The sequence below is a fragment of the Iamia sp. SCSIO 61187 genome (assembly GCF_019443745.1).
Taxonomy (GTDB): Bacteria; Actinomycetota; Acidimicrobiia; order Acidimicrobiales; family Iamiaceae; genus Iamia.
Window position 1 is genome coordinate 1,409,574 of record NZ_CP050948.1, and the last position, 13,454, is coordinate 1,423,027.

Below are 13,454 nucleotides of genomic sequence, written 5' to 3' on the forward strand. Positions count from 1 at the left end.
GAGTGGGTCAGACCCACTCCGACCGGCTCCTCAGCGGTTGGCGGTGGAGGAAGGGGCGACCGACCCGATGGCGTCGGCGAGGGCGGCGGCGACCCGGTCGTGGTCCGTCGCCACCAGCCCGACGGTGACGCGGACGTGGTCGACGGGCTCGCGGGCCCAGACGAAGGGGGTCCCCGGCGCCACCGCGATCCCGTGGGAGGCCAGGGCGACCACGGTGGCCTGCTCGTCGGGGGTCTCGACCCACAGGTTGATCCCGTCGCCGGCCCCGCAGGCCACGCCCCGCTCGATCAGGCCGGCGGTCACGCGGGCCCGGCGCTCGGCGTAGACCTCCCGGGCCGTGGCCACGCACGCCGTGGCCGACGGGTCGTCGAGCAGCTCGACCAGCACGGCCTGCAGCAGCCGGCTCGACCACCCCGGCCCGAGGAGCCGCCGGTCGACGAGGGCGTCGACGACGGCGGCGGGGCCGGCCACCGACGCCAGCCGGAGGTCGGGGCCGTACGACTTCGAGAACGAGGTGACGTGCACCGTCGAGTCGGGGAGCCACACGCCGAGCGAGACGTCCTCGGCCCCGCTGATGGCGCCGGAGTGGTCGTCCTCGACCACCAGCACGTCGCGGCCGGCGAGGAGCCCGGCCAGCTCGCGAGCCCGCTCGACCGTCATCGAGGTCCCGGTCGGGTTGTGCGACCGGGGCTGGAGGAACACGGCGACGGGGTCGACGTCCAGCGCGCCGGCCAGGGCGGCGGGGACGATGCCCGCCTCGTCGAGGGGGAGGGCGACGATCTCGGCGCCCAAGAGGTCGAGGAGGTCGAGCAGCGGCGGGAAGGCCGGGTTCTCGACCAGGACCCGGTCGCCGAGGCGGAGGTGGAGGCTGGCCAGGCGGTCGAGGGCGTCGAGGGCCCCGTCGACGACGGTGACGGCCTCGGCCGGGAACGGCAGGCGGGCCCGCACGGCGTCCTCGAGGTCGGGCAGCACCGGCCGGTCGAGGTACGACGTCGTCAGGGCCGTGCCGTCGAGGCGGGCCAGCACCGGGGCCAGGTCGGGGAGGAGGGCGACGTCGGGGGTGCCCGTGCTCAGGTCGAGCCGGTAGCGCCCGGCCGGCGCCGTGAGCCGCCGGTACCGCCCCGGGCCGGGGCGGCGGATCGGGCCTGTGACGAACGTGCCCTGCCGGCCCCGCCCCTCGATCACCCCGAGGCGGCCCAGCTGGCCCCACGCCTCGCTGACGGTCGTGGCCCCGGCGTCGACCGCGGTGGCCAGCTGGCGCACCGTCGGCAGCCGGGCGCCCGGGGGGAGCACGCCCTGCGAGACGAGGCGGCTCACGGCGGCGGCGATGCCGCGGGCGCTGCGCTCCTCCACGGCGGCGACGATCAGGGCGGCGACGTCCGGGGGAGCGGTCGCGGCGGTCATGACCGCCGACCTTGGCACGGGGTCCGGCACCGATCCCATGGACGACCCCCGGTCCTCACCGACACGCCACTCCCCCGTAACAAAGCGAAACAATCGAGGTGTTGAGTGGACTGTACCGCAGGAGTACCGTCATGTGGCCGCCGTCACATGACCGATGTGGTGAACCGAGCCCCGAGGAGCCCCCATGACCGTGGTCCGCGCTGCGATCCTCCAGACCGACTGGACCGGCGACAAGGCGTCGATGATCGACAAGCACGAGCAGGCCGCTCGGGACGCCGCCGCCGAGGGCGCCCAGGTGATGTGCTTCCAGGAGCTGTTCTACGGCCCCTACTTCTGCCAGGTGCAGGACGCCGAGTACTACAGCTACACCGAGCCCATCCCCGACGGGCCCACCACCAAGCGCTTCCAGGCCCTGGCCAAGGAGCTGGGCATGGTGCTGGTGCTCCCGATGTACGAGATCGTCCAGGACGGCCTCTACTACAACACCGCGGCGGTGATCGACGCCGACGGCACCTACCTCGGCAAGTACCGCAAGCAGCACATCCCGCAGGTCAAGGGGTTCTGGGAGAAGTTCTACTTCACCCCCGGCACCGACGGGTACCCGGTGTTCGAGACCGCCGTGGGCAAGGTCGGCGTCTACATCTGCTACGACCGCCACTTCCCCGAGGGCTGGCGCTGCCTGGGCCTCAACGGGGCCGAGATCGTGTTCAACCCGTCGGCCACCAGCCGGGGGCTCTCGGAGTACATCTGGCGGGTCGAGCAGCCCGCCGCCGCGGTGGCGAACATGTACTACGTCGCCGCCATCAACCGCACCGGCATCGAGCCGTTGGGCGACGACGACTTCTACGGCCAGAGCTACTTCGTCGACCCCCGCGGCCAGATGGTCGGCGACGTGGGCGACCCCCACAAGCCCGAGCTGATCGTGCGCGACCTCGACCTGGCGATGATCCGCGAGGTCCGCGACGGCTGGCAGTTCTACCGGGACCGTCGGCCCGACGCCTACGACGAGATCGTCCGGCGATGAGCGAGCGGAGCGAGCGACCCGACAGCGCGAGGAGGCCGACATGGCAACGACCCTGATCAAGAACGGCACCGTCGTCAGCCCGAGCGGCCGCATCGCCAGCGACGTCCTCATCGACGGCGAGACCATCGCCGCGGTCGGCGCCCCCGGCTTCTTCGCCGCCGCCGAGGCCACCGCCGACAAGGTGATCGACGCCACCGGCAAGTACGTCATCCCGGGCGGCATCGACGTCCACACCCACATGGAGCTGCCCTTCGGCGGCACCTTCGCCAACGACACCTTCGAGACCGGCACCACCGCGGCGGCCTGGGGCGGCATCACCACCATCGTCGACTTCGCCGTCCAGACCACCGGGGCCAACGTCATCGACGGCCTGGCCGAGTGGCACGCCAAGGCCGAGGGCAACTGCGCCGTCGACTACGGCTTCCACCAGATCATCGGCGGCGTCGACGACGAGTCGCTCAAGGCCATCCGCTACCTCACCGAGAACGAGGGCGTCACCAGCTTCAAGCTGTTCATGGCCTACCCGGGCGTCTTCTACAGCGACGACGGCCAGATCCTCAAGGCCATGCAGGTCGCCGGCGACGTCGGCGCCACGATCATGATGCACGCCGAGAACGGCATCGCCATCGACGTGCTGGTGGCCCAGGCTCTGGGCCGCGGCGAGACCGACCCGGTCAACCACGCCTGGGTCCGGCCCGCTGCCCTCGAGGGCGAGGCCACCCACCGGGCCATCGTCCTGGCTGCGGTGGCCGGCAAGGCACCGCTCTACTTCGTCCACCTCAGCGCCTCGCAGGCCCTGGGCCACGTGGCCGAGGCCCGCGACGCCGGGCGCAACGTCTTCGCCGAGACGTGCCCGCAGTACCTCTACATGACCGTCGAGGACACGCTGGCCAAGCCCGACTTCGAGGGGGCCAAGTGGGTGTGCTCGCCGCCGATCCGCTCGGCCCACGACGACCACCCGCACCACGCCGACCTGTGGAAGGGGCTGCGCACCAACGACCTGGCCATCGTCTCCACCGACCACTGCCCCTTCTGCTTCAAGGACCAGAAGGAGCTGGGCCGGGGCGACTTCTCCAAGATCCCCAACGGCATGGCCGGCGTCGAGCACCGGCTCGAGCTGCTCTACCAGGGCGTCGTCAACGGCGAGATCACCCTCGAGCGCTGGGTCGAGACCTGCTGCACCACCCCGGCCCGCATGTTCGGCATGTACCCCAAGAAGGGCGTCATCGCCCCCGGCGCAGACGCCGACGTGGTGGTCTGGGACCCGTCGAGCCGGACCGAGATCGGCTTCGAGAAGAAGCACCACTCCAACATCGACCACTCGTCCTGGGAGGGCTACGTCATCGACGGCAAGGTCGACACCGTCTTGTCCCGGGGGACGGTCGTGATCACCGACGACACCTTCACCGGCCGCAAGGGCCACGGCCGGTTCGTCAAGCGTGGGCTGTCCCAGTACCTGGTCTGAGGAAGAGGCGACATGACCGAGATGAACCAGATCCACCACTGGGTCGGCGGCCAGGCCGTCCCCGGCACGTCGGGGCGCACCGGCCCCGTCTACGACCCCGCCCGGGGCGAGCAGGTGGCCGAGGTCGCCCTCGCCTCGGCCGACGAGGTCGCCACCGCGGTGGCCACGGCCAAGGCCGCCCTGCCCGAGTGGCGGGCGACGGGCCTGTCCCGCCGGGCCGAGGTCATGTTCCGCCTCCGCGACCTGGTCGACGCCAACCGCAAGGAGATCGCCTCCCGCATCTCGGCCGAGCACGGCAAGGTCCTCTCCGACGCCCTCGGAGAGGTCGCCCGGGGCCTGGAGAACATCGAGTTCGCCTGCGGCATCCCCGCCCTGCTCAAGGGCGGCTACAGCGAGCAGGCCGCCACCGGCGTCGACGTGTACCAGCTGCGCCAGCCCCTCGGCGTCGTGGCCGGGATCACGCCGTTCAACTTCCCCGGCATGGTCCCCATGTGGATGTTCGCCAACGCCCTGGCGTGCGGGAACACCTTCGTCCTCAAGCCCAGCGAGAAGGACCCCTCGGCGCCGCTGTTCGTGGCCGAGCTGCTGGCCCAGGCCGGCCTCCCGGCCGGGTGCTTCAACGTCGTCAACGGTGACAAGGTCGCCGTCGACGCCCTCCTCGAGCACCCCGACGTCGCCGCGGTGTCGTTCGTCGGCTCCACGCCGATCGCCAAGTACATCTACGAGACCGGCACGGCCAACGGGAAGCGGGTCCAGGCCCTCGGCGGGGCCAAGAACCACATGCTGGTGCTTCCCGACGCCGACCTCGACATGGCCGCCGACGCCGCCGTCAGCGCCGCCTACGGCTCGGCGGGGGAGCGGTGCATGGCCATCTCGGTGGTCCTCGCCGTCGAGTCCGTCGCCGACGAGCTGGTCGCCAAGATCACCGAGCGGATCCCGGCCATCAAGGTCGGGCCCGGCAGCGAGCCGGACAACGAGATGGGCCCGCTGATCAGCGCCGAGGCCCGGGATCGGGTGGCGGGGTACGTCAGCGGCGCGGCCGACGAGGGCGCCACGGTCGTCGTCGACGGCACGGTGGGCGCGCCGACTGACGGGTTCTTCCTCAACCCCAGCCTCCTCGACGACGTGAGGCCGGGGATGAAGGCCTACGACGACGAGATCTTCGGTCCCGTCCTCGGCGTCACACGCGTCGCCACCTACGACGAGGGCGTCGAGCTCATCAACCGCAACCCGTACGGCAACGGCACGGCGATCTTCACCCGCGACGGCGGCGCCGCCCGGCGCTTCCAGAACGAGGTCGAGGTCGGGATGGTCGGCATCAACGTCCCCATCCCGGTGCCGGTCAGCTACTACAGCTTCGGCGGCTGGAAGGCGTCGCTGTTCGGCGACACCCACATGTACGGCCCCGAGGGCGTGAGCTTCTACACCCGCTCCAAGGTCGTGACGTCGCGCTGGCCCGACCCGGCGACGAGTGCGGTCGACCTCGGCTTCCCGGAGAACCGGTAGCCCGATGGACGTCGGCGTCGTCCTCCAGACCACCCCGCCCTCGGCCCGGGTCGTCGACCTGGCCGTCCGGGCCGAGGCCTACGGCTTCTCCCACGTGTGGACCTTCGACAGCCACATCCTCTGGCAGGAGCCGTTCGTGCTCTACAGCCAGATCCTCGACCGCACCCGCAACGTCGTCGTGGGCCCCATGGTCACCAACCCGGCCACCCGCGACTGGACGGTCACGGCGTCGCTCTTCGCCACGCTCAACGAGATGTACGGGAACCGCACCGTGTGCGGCATCGGGCGGGGCGACAGCGCGGTGCGGGTCACCAACGGCAAGCCGACCACCCTGGCCACGCTGCGCGACGCCATCGGGGTGATCCGGGGCCTGAGCAACGGCGAGGCCGTCGACTACAAGGGCCAGAGCCTGCGCCTGCCGTGGGCGGGGGCCAGCGCCTGCGAGGTGTGGGTCGCGGCCTACGGGCCCAAGGCCCTGGCCCTCGCCGGCGAGGTGGGCGACGGCTTCATCCTCCAGCTGGCCGACCCGTCGATCGCCGAGTGGACCATCGGGGCGGTGCGCAAGGCCGCCGCCGACGCCGGGCGCGACCCCGAGGCGATCACCATCTGCGTCGCCGCCCCCGCCTACGTCACCGACGGCACCCCCGAGGGCCTGGCCCACGGGCGGGACCAGGTGCGCTGGTTCGGCGGCATGGTCGGCAACCACGTGGCCGACATCGTCGCCCGCTACGGCGACGACGCCCCGGTCCCCGCCGCCCTCACCGAGTACATCGCCGGGCGCACGGGCTACGACTACAACACCCACGGCCAGGCCGAGAACGACCACGTCGCCTTCGTGTCCGACGACATCGTCGACCGCTTCTGCCTCGTCGGCCCGGTCGACGAGCAGCTGCGCCGCCTGCGGGACCTCGAGGCCCTCGGCGTCGACCAGTTCGCCCTGTACCTCCAGCACGACGACAAGGACACGACCCTGCGCCACTACGGCGAGAAGGTCCTGCCCCGGCTGGCCGAGACCACCCCCGCGACCACCTAGCCCCACACGGATGGTGCCAGGCACCATCCGTGTCCACGCGGCGCCGACGACCGTGTGGGCCGCTCCGGACCGACCCCACCCACCGAGAGGAGACCCGTGACCGACCGCCTGCGCCGCCTCGGCTTCGCCCTGCTCGGCGTGCTCGCCCTGGTCGCCCTCTGGGAGGGCTACAAGGCGATCGACGGCCAGATCCTGGGTTGGCAGCTGCCGCTCAAGGCCGACGACCAGCGGATGCCCCACGTCGCCACCATGGTCGAGCGGCTCGGCGACCCCGAGCGTCGGGGCAGCGACCGCAGCATCGCCGCCGCCGTCGCCGCCGGAGCCTGGTACACGTTCCAGATCGCCCTCGTCGGGCTCCTCGGGGGCGTGGTCGTCGGGGCGCTGCTGGCGGCCCTGATGCAGCGGCTGAAGGTGGCCGAGCGGGCCGTCCTCCCGCTGATCGTCATGTCCCAGACGGTGCCGATCGTGGCCTTCGCCCCGCTGATCGCGGCGTGGGGCGGCCGGGTCAAGGTGGGGTCGGGGGAGTGGCAGCCGTGGATGTCGGTGGCGGTGATCTCGGCCTTCCTCGCCTTCGCCCCCGTCGCCGTCGGCCTCCTCCGCGGGCTGCAGGCGGCGCCCGCCGCGTCGGTCGAGCTCATGCGCTCGCTGGCCGCCCCACCCCGGGCCGTCCTGTGGAAGCTGCGGCTGCCGTCGGCCCTCCCGTACCTCGTGCCCGCCCTGCGCCTGGCCGCCGCCGGGGCCGTGGTGGGGGCGATCGTGGCCGAGATCTCGCTGGGGCGCAGCGGCGGCATCGGCCGCCTGACCCTCGAGTACTCACGGGCCGCCACCAGCGACCCGGCCAAGGTCTACACCGCCCTCATGGGGGCGGCGGCGCTGGGCATCGCCATGGCCCTCATGGTCGGCGCCCTCGACGCCCTCGCCTCCCGCAACCGACCCAAGGACGCCGTCGCGTGAACAGCCCCGACCTGGCCAAGGACGAGGCCGTCCTCCCGGAGATCCCGGCCGACGCCGTGCCCGAGGTGCCCGCCGCCGTCGCCGTCAGCGGCGTGGGCAAGGTGTTCAACGCCGGTCGCCGCAACGAGGTCACCGCCCTCACCGACATCGACCTCACCGTCGCCCCCGGTGAGCTGGTCTCGCTCATCGGCCCGTCGGGCTGCGGCAAGAGCACGCTCCTGCGGGTCGTGGCCGACCTCACCGACGCCACCACCGGCACGGTCGTGGTCAACGGCAAGCCGGCGCACCGGGCTCGGCTCGACAACGACTACGGGATGGCCTTCCAGCAGGCGGGGCTGTTCGAGTGGCGCACCGTCCTGCGCAACGTCGAGCTCCCGCTCGAGCTGCAGAAGGTCGACAAGGCCGAGCGCCGGGCGCGGGCCCGGGAGATGCTCGAGCTGGTCAAGCTGGGCGACTTCGTCGACCACCACCCGTGGGAGCTCTCGGGCGGGATGCAGCAGCGGGTGGCCATCGCCCGGGCCCTCGTCACCCGGCCCGGGCTGCTGCTCATGGACGAGCCCTTCGGCGCCCTCGACGAGATGACCCGCGAGCACATGCAGGCCGAGCTCCAGCGCATCCGGGCCGAGCTGGGCACCACCGTCGTGTTCGTCACCCACTCCATCCCCGAGGCCGTCTACCTGGCCGACCGGGTCGTGGTCATGTCCCCCCGCCCGGGGCGCATCACCGAGGTGATCCCGGTCGCCCTCGGCCCCACCCGGTCCGACGAGACCCGCGCCGAACCCGCCTTCTTCGCCGGCGTGACCGAGGTGCGCGAGGCGCTGCGGGGCATCGAGCGGGCCGAGCGCGAGGCCGGGCGCGACCCCGACGTCGAGCTCGACGGCCCGGCCGCAGCACGGGGCGACGGCTGGTGAGCGGGCCGATGCGCGGCCGTCTGGGCCAGGTGCTCCCGCCCGTGGTGCTGGGCGTCGCGCTCCTGGTGCTGTGGGAGGTGTGGGTGCAGGTCGGGCGGATCGCCACCTACCTCCTGCCCCGCCCGTCGAAGATCGGCGAGCAGCTCGACCGCCAGACCGACCTGATCGTCGACGCCGCCCGGATCAGCGGGACCAACGCCCTGCTCGGGCTGCTGCTCGGCGTCGCCTGCGGCGTGGTCATGGCCCTGGTGTCGAGCCGGTTCGCCGTCGTGCGCTCGATGATCGCCCCGGTCGCCGCTGCGGCCAACGCCCTGCCCCTGATCGCCGTCACCCCGGTCCTCAACAACGCCATCTCGTCCACCTCCGAGGTGCCCCGCCGCCTCGTGGTGGCCCTCGTCGTGTTCTTCCCGGTGTTCCTCAACCTCCTCAAGGGCCTCACCCAGACCCAGGCCACCCACCTCGAGCTGATGCGCTCCTACGGCGCCTCGGGGTCGGCCATCGCCCGCAAGCTGCGCCTGCCCGGCGCCCTGCCCTACCTCGTCACCGGGCTCAAGGTCGCCGCCCCCCTCGCCGTCATCACCGCCGTGGTCGCCGAGTACTTCGGCGGGCCCCAGGGCGGGCTCGGCTACTTCATCGCCACCAACGCGGCCCAGACCCGCACCGCCCAGGCGTGGTCCTACGTCGTCGCCGCCTGCGTCCTCGGGCTCGCCTTCTTCGTCGCCGCCATCGCCGTCGAGCGCCTGGCCATGCCGTGGCGGGCCAAGCAGCAGGCGGCGCTGGCGCCGTGACCGCGGTCGAGATCTCTACCAACCACCACCACACACGGAGAACCACATGAAGCGTCGTTGGATGCGCGGGGCCGTCGCCCTGCTCGCCGTCACCCTCGTCGCCGCCGGCTGCGGCAGCGCCGACGACGAGGAGGACACGAGCGGTGACGGGGGCGGCGGCGGGGGCGGCGGGTTCGAGCTCGCCTGCTCCGACACGCCGCCCGAGGTCGGGGACGAGCTGACCGAGGTCAGCCTGCAGCTGCAGTGGTTCACCCAGGCCCAGTTCGGTGGGTACTTCGCCGCCGTCGACCAGGGCTTCTACGAGGACCACGGGCTCGACGCGGAGATCGTCGAGGGTGGCGTCGACATCGTCCCCCAGACCCAGCTGGCCGACGGCGCCGTCGACTTCGCCGTCGCCTGGGTGCCCAAGGCGCTCCAGTCGATCGAGGGGGGCGCCGGCATCACCAACATCTCCCAGGTGTTCCAGCGCTCGGGCACGCTGCAGGTGTCGTGGGCCGACGCCGGCATCGAGACCGTCGCCGACCTGGAGGGCAAGAAGGTCGGCAACTGGGGCTTCGGCAACGAGTTCGAGCTCTTCGCCGGTCTCACCGAGGCCGGGCTCGACCCGGCCGAGGACGTCGAGCTGGTGCAGCAGCAGTTCGACATGCAGGCCCTCCTGAGCCGGGAGATCGACGCCGCCCAGGCGATGACCTACAACGAGTACGCCCAGGTGCTGGAGGCGGTGAACCCGGACACGGGCGAGCTCTACACCGAGGAGGACTTCAACGTCATCAACTGGAACGACGAGGGCACGGCGATGCTCCAGGACGCGATCTGGGCCAACACCGAGCAGCTCACCTCCGACCAGGACTACTGCGACACCGCCGTCCGGTTCGTGGCCGCCTCGCTCCAGGGCTGGGCCTACTGCCGGGACAACGTCGAGGAGTGCTCCACGATCGTCACCGAGGCCGGGTCCGAGCTGGGCGCCAGCCACCAGACGTGGATGATGAACGAGACCAACCGGCTGATCTGGCCGTCGCCCGACGCCGGCGCCGGCACCGTCGAGCAGGACGCGTGGGACCAGACGGTCGAGATCTCGCTCAACACCAACAACGCCGACGGCACCACGGTGATCACCGAGGACCCGCCGGAGAGCGCCTACACCGGTGAGATCAACGAGGCCGCCATCGCCCTGCTCGAGGAGGCCGACGTCGACGTCGTCGGCTCCGACTTCGAGCCCATCGAGGTCACCCTCGAGGAGGGCGGCGCGTAGCTGCGAGCCCGGGTGGTCGGAGTGGGTCAGACCCACTCCGACCACCCATCCGTCCGGCGGGATGCCGAGCAAGGAGAATGGCCCCATGACCGAGCGCAGCCAGGCCTACCGGGACGACCGGGCCCACGTCTTCCACTCGTGGTCGGCCCAGAAGCTCCTCGACCCGATGGTCGTGGCCGGGGCCGAGGGGTCGTGGTTCTGGGACGAGGACGGCACCCGCTACCTCGACTTCTCCTCGCAGATGGTCAACATGAACATCGGCCACCAGCACCCCCGGGTGGTCGAGGCCATCAAGCGCCAGGCCGACGAGCTGTGCATGATCGCCCCCGGCCACGCCAACGCCACCCGGGGCGAGCTGGCCCGGATGCTGGCCGAGCGGGCGCCGGGCGACCTCGACATGGTCTTCTTCACCAACGGCGGGGCCGAGGCCAACGAGAACGCCATCCGCATGGCCCGCCTCCACACCGGCCGGCACAAGGTGCTGGCCACGTACCGCAGCTACCACGGGGCCACCGCCGGGTCGATCACCCTCACCGGCGAGCCCCGGCGCTGGCCCAGCGAGCCCGGCCTGCCGGGCGTCGTCCACTTCTGGGGCCCGTACCTCTACCGCTCGGCGTTCCACGCCACGACCGAGGCCGAGGAGTGCGAGCGGGCCCTCCAGCACCTGCGCGACACGATCATGGTCGAGGGCCCGCAGACCGTGGCCGCCGTCGTGCTCGAGACCGTGGTCGGCACCAACGGCATCCTCGTCCCGCCCGACGGCTACCTCGCCGGCGTCCGGGAGATCTGCGACGAGCACGGCGTGGTGATGATCTGCGACGAGGTCATGGCCGGCTTCGGCCGCTGCGGCGAGTGGTTCGCCGTCGACCGCTGGGACGTCACCCCCGACCTCATCTGCTTCGCCAAGGGCGTGAACTCCGGCTACGTGCCCCTCGGCGGCGTGCTGATCAGCCAGCGGATCGCCGACACCTTCGCCGAGCGCCCGTTCCCCGGCGGGCTGACCTACAGCGGCCACCCGCTGGCCTGCGCCGCCGCCGTCGAGTCGATCAAGGTCTTCGAGGACGAGGGCGTGCTCGCCCACGCCCGCATGCTGGGCACCGACGTCCTCGGTCCCGGCCTGGCCGAGATCGCCGAGCGCCACCCGTCGGTCGGGGAGGTCCGCGGCGTCGGCGTCTTCTGGTGCATCGAGCTCGTGAGGGACCGGGACACGCGCGAGCCGCTGGTCCCGTTCAACGCCGCCGGCCCCGCCGCCGCCCCGATGAAGGAGGTCGTCGGCGCCTGCGTCGAGCGGGGCGTCGTCCCCTTCGCCGCCGGCAACCGCCTCAACGTCGTCCCCCCGGTCACGACCTCCGTCGCCGACGTCGAGGCCGGCCTGGCCCTCGTCGACGAGGCCCTCAAGATCGCCGACCAGCACGTCGCGACCTGACCCCCTCCAACCTTGTCCGGAAGTCCCCCTCCTCGGCAGGGTTCCGGACAAAGCTCGATCCTGCGGCCCGGGGGCAGCCGACGGCCTAGCGTGGCCCGGCTGCTGCGCCGCGCCCGGATGACCGGACGCCGACGGCGCGCAGGACCCCCTCACCCCAGGAGAGCCACGTGCCCCTCGAGTCCAACGTCGACATCGCCCCCGCCAGCGGGAAGCTGGGCATCCTGCTCCCCGGCATGGGCGCCGTCGGCACCACCTTCATCGCCGGCTGCCTGGCCATCCGCAAGGGCCTGTCGAAGCCGATCGGGTCGCTGACCCAGATGGGGACCATCCGCATCGGCCCCCGCCCCGACGACAACGTGCCCCTGATCAACGGCTACGTGCCCCTGGCCCAGCTCGACGACCTCGTCTTCGGCGGGTGGGACGTGTTCGAGGACGACGCCTACGTCGCCGCCAGCCGGGCCGGCGTGCTCGACGGCCACCTGCTCGAGCAGCTGGGCGACGAGCTGCGGGCCATCAAGCCCATGCCCGCCGTGTTCGAGCAGGCCTACGTCCGCAACCTCCACGGCGACCACATCAAGGAGGGCCTCACCAAGCGCCAGCAGGCCGACGCCCTCGAGGACGACATCCAGCGCTTCAGCGAGGAGAACGGCTGCGACCGCCTCGTCGCCGTCTGGTGCGGGTCGACCGAGGTCTACCGCGAGCCCGGCGCCGTCCACGAGACGCTCGAGGCCTTCGAGAAGGGCCTCGACGAGTCCCACCCCGACATCGCCCCCAGCCAGATCTACGCCTACGCCATGCTCAAGCTCGGCATCCCGATGGCCAACGGCGCCCCCAACCTCAACCTCGACACGCCCGCCCTGCTGGAGCTGGCCAGGGCGAACAAGGTCCCCGTCACCGGCAAGGACTTCAAGACGGGCCAGACCCTGATGAAGACCATCCTGGCCCCCGGCTTCAAGGCCCGGATGCTCGGGGTCGAGGGGTGGTACTCGACCAACATCCTCGGCAACCGCGACGGCGAGATCCTCGACGACCCGGAGTCGTTCAAGGCCAAGGAGGTGTCGAAGCTCGGGGTGCTCGACACCATCTTCGAGCCCGAGCGGAACCCGGACCTCTACGGCGACATCCACCACGTCGTGCGGATCAACTACTACCCGCCCCGCGGTGACAACAAGGAGGGCTGGGACAACATCGACATCTTCGGATGGCTCGGCTACAAGATGCAGATCAAGGTCGACTTCCTGTGCCGGGACTCGATCCTCGCCGCCCCCCTGGTGCTCGACCTGGCCCTGTTCCTCGACCTGGCCCAGCGGGCCGGGCTCAGCGGCGTGCAGGAGTGGCTCAGCTTCTACTGGAAGTCCCCGCAGCCGGCACAGCCTGGCCTGTACCCCGAGCACGACATCTTCATCCAGCTGGCGAAGCTCAAGAACACCCTCCGCCACCTCATGGGCGACGACCCCATCACCCACCTGGGGGCGGAGTACTACGACTGAAGCCTCTCTCGTCGGACAGCTCGCTTCGCTCGCTCTCCTCCTCGAACTGGAGGTGCTCGCTGCGCTCGCGCTGAAGATCTTCCCAGAGACGGAGGCCTCGTTCCTCGGCCACACGTCTCCTCGTCTGGGGGGGACCCCCAGACCCCCAGCGGCTCCGCCGGGCGGCTGACGTCCCGCGGGAGATCTGTCCCATGGCCCCGT

The 13,454-nt window shown here is 71.7% G+C and carries 11 protein-coding genes; 10 read left to right on the plus strand and 1 reads right to left on the minus strand.

Features of this window, described 5'->3' with window-relative positions:
• Positions 1-30: 30 nt before the first annotated feature.
• Positions 31-1,404: a PLP-dependent aminotransferase family protein gene (locus HC251_RS06890; RefSeq protein WP_219944565.1), complete on the minus strand. Its 1,374-nt coding sequence runs from the start codon at positions 1,402-1,404 to the stop codon at positions 31-33.
• 184 nt (positions 1,405-1,588) lie between these two features.
• Between HC251_RS06890 and HC251_RS06895 the strand changes: the two genes are divergently transcribed.
• From HC251_RS06895 to HC251_RS06940, 10 genes are all read left to right on the plus strand, one after another.
• Positions 1,589-2,428, plus strand: a complete 840-nt coding sequence (locus HC251_RS06895; protein ID WP_219944566.1) for a nitrilase-related carbon-nitrogen hydrolase — start codon at positions 1,589-1,591, stop codon at positions 2,426-2,428.
• A 40-nt stretch (positions 2,429-2,468) separates the two neighbouring features.
• Positions 2,469-3,893 (plus strand): dihydropyrimidinase, encoded by a 1,425-nt coding sequence (gene hydA, locus HC251_RS06900; RefSeq protein ID WP_219944567.1) that lies wholly within the window; start codon positions 2,469-2,471, stop codon positions 3,891-3,893.
• 21 nt (positions 3,894-3,914) lie between these two features.
• The gene (locus tag HC251_RS06905) at positions 3,915-5,399 is read left to right on the plus strand and encodes a CoA-acylating methylmalonate-semialdehyde dehydrogenase (protein WP_219945634.1); all 1,485 of its coding nucleotides are present in this window, start codon (positions 3,915-3,917) and stop codon (positions 5,397-5,399) included.
• Positions 5,400-5,403: 4 nt separating this feature from the next.
• Positions 5,404-6,432 (plus strand): TIGR03842 family LLM class F420-dependent oxidoreductase, encoded by a 1,029-nt coding sequence (locus HC251_RS06910; protein ID WP_219944568.1) that lies wholly within the window; start codon positions 5,404-5,406, stop codon positions 6,430-6,432.
• Between the two features lie 96 nt (positions 6,433-6,528).
• Complete coding sequence (locus HC251_RS06915; RefSeq protein ID WP_219944569.1) at positions 6,529-7,386, plus strand: ABC transporter permease; 858 nt, start codon at positions 6,529-6,531, stop codon at positions 7,384-7,386.
• A 41-nt stretch (positions 7,387-7,427) separates the two neighbouring features.
• Entirely contained in the window at positions 7,428-8,297 is an 870-nt protein-coding gene (locus HC251_RS06920; RefSeq protein WP_370651337.1) for an ABC transporter ATP-binding protein, read from the plus strand.
• Positions 8,298-8,305: 8 nt separating this feature from the next.
• On the plus strand, positions 8,306-9,085 hold the full coding sequence (locus tag HC251_RS06925; RefSeq protein ID WP_219944570.1) for an ABC transporter permease: 780 nt from the start codon (positions 8,306-8,308) through the stop codon (positions 9,083-9,085).
• Positions 9,086-9,131: 46 nt separating this feature from the next.
• Positions 9,132-10,337 carry an ABC transporter substrate-binding protein gene (locus HC251_RS06930; RefSeq protein WP_219944571.1) on the plus strand — a complete coding sequence of 402 codons (1,206 nt, stop codon included), beginning with the start codon at positions 9,132-9,134 and terminating at the stop codon, positions 10,335-10,337.
• An 85-nt stretch (positions 10,338-10,422) separates the two neighbouring features.
• The gene (locus tag HC251_RS06935; RefSeq protein WP_219944572.1) at positions 10,423-11,763 is read left to right on the plus strand and encodes an aspartate aminotransferase family protein; all 1,341 of its coding nucleotides are present in this window, start codon (positions 10,423-10,425) and stop codon (positions 11,761-11,763) included.
• Positions 11,764-11,930: 167 nt separating this feature from the next.
• Positions 11,931-13,253 (plus strand): inositol-3-phosphate synthase, encoded by a 1,323-nt coding sequence (locus HC251_RS06940; RefSeq protein ID WP_255566626.1) that lies wholly within the window; start codon positions 11,931-11,933, stop codon positions 13,251-13,253.
• The last annotated feature ends 201 nt before the right edge of the window (positions 13,254-13,454 follow it).

Bases quoted from the DNA above. Each gene is read 5' to 3' on its own strand.
- HC251_RS06890 (WP_219944565.1), bottom strand. From the start codon at position 1,404: ATGACCGCCGCGACCGCTCCCCCGGACGTCGCCGCCCTGATCGTCGCC.
- HC251_RS06895 (WP_219944566.1), top strand. From the start codon at position 1,589: ATGACCGTGGTCCGCGCTGCGATCCTCCAGACCGACTGGACCGGCGAC.
- HC251_RS06930 (WP_219944571.1), top strand. From the start codon at position 9,132: ATGAAGCGTCGTTGGATGCGCGGGGCCGTCGCCCTGCTCGCCGTCACC.
- HC251_RS06910 (WP_219944568.1), top strand. From the start codon at position 5,404: ATGGACGTCGGCGTCGTCCTCCAGACCACCCCGCCCTCGGCCCGGGTC.
- HC251_RS06905 (WP_219945634.1), top strand. From the start codon at position 3,915: ATGAACCAGATCCACCACTGGGTCGGCGGCCAGGCCGTCCCCGGCACG.
- HC251_RS06935 (WP_219944572.1), top strand. From the start codon at position 10,423: ATGACCGAGCGCAGCCAGGCCTACCGGGACGACCGGGCCCACGTCTTC.
- hydA (WP_219944567.1), top strand. From the start codon at position 2,469: ATGGCAACGACCCTGATCAAGAACGGCACCGTCGTCAGCCCGAGCGGC.
- HC251_RS06925 (WP_219944570.1), top strand. From the start codon at position 8,306: ATGCGCGGCCGTCTGGGCCAGGTGCTCCCGCCCGTGGTGCTGGGCGTC.